This window comes from Peptoniphilus sp. HCN-40583, assembly GCF_037892835.1.
In the GTDB taxonomy this organism is placed as follows: domain Bacteria; phylum Bacillota; class Clostridia; order Tissierellales; family Peptoniphilaceae; genus Aedoeadaptatus; species Aedoeadaptatus rachelemmaiella.
In genome coordinates, this window is the sequence record NZ_JBBKBU010000068.1 from 1 (window position 1) to 326 (window position 326).

Genomic DNA, 326 nt, shown 5'->3' on the forward strand with positions numbered 1-326 from the left:
GACCACGTGCTTTCGGCGCATTGGTGCGTCTCGAAGGACTTGTACCCTGTGATCGTGTACCCAAGCGTGGGACGAGCCACAATGGGGACAAACCCGATCATGGACGGGCTTGCAATCAATGGTAATGAGGCGTCTTTCTTCTGAAACGCCGGTGACCTCGATATCTTGGATTCCTAAAAGTAATGTGGTAATATTGTTTTGCACTTGTTTGACCCCCTTTATTATTTTGTGGTGATATAATTTTAGGTGATAGGGAAAACAAGTGCTATCTTTTTGCATAAAAATATCCATTGAGGAGGTTACTCCCCAACGGATATTATAGAGCC

Annotated in this window: 1 protein-coding gene; it reads right to left on the reverse strand. The window is 44.8% G+C overall.

What is annotated here, in order from left to right; genetic code table 11:
* On the reverse strand, positions 1-204 hold a 204-nt coding region (locus WKT05_RS10600), incomplete at its 3' end, for a hypothetical protein (RefSeq protein ID WP_340414066.1).
* Positions 205-326: the final 122 nt, after the last annotated feature.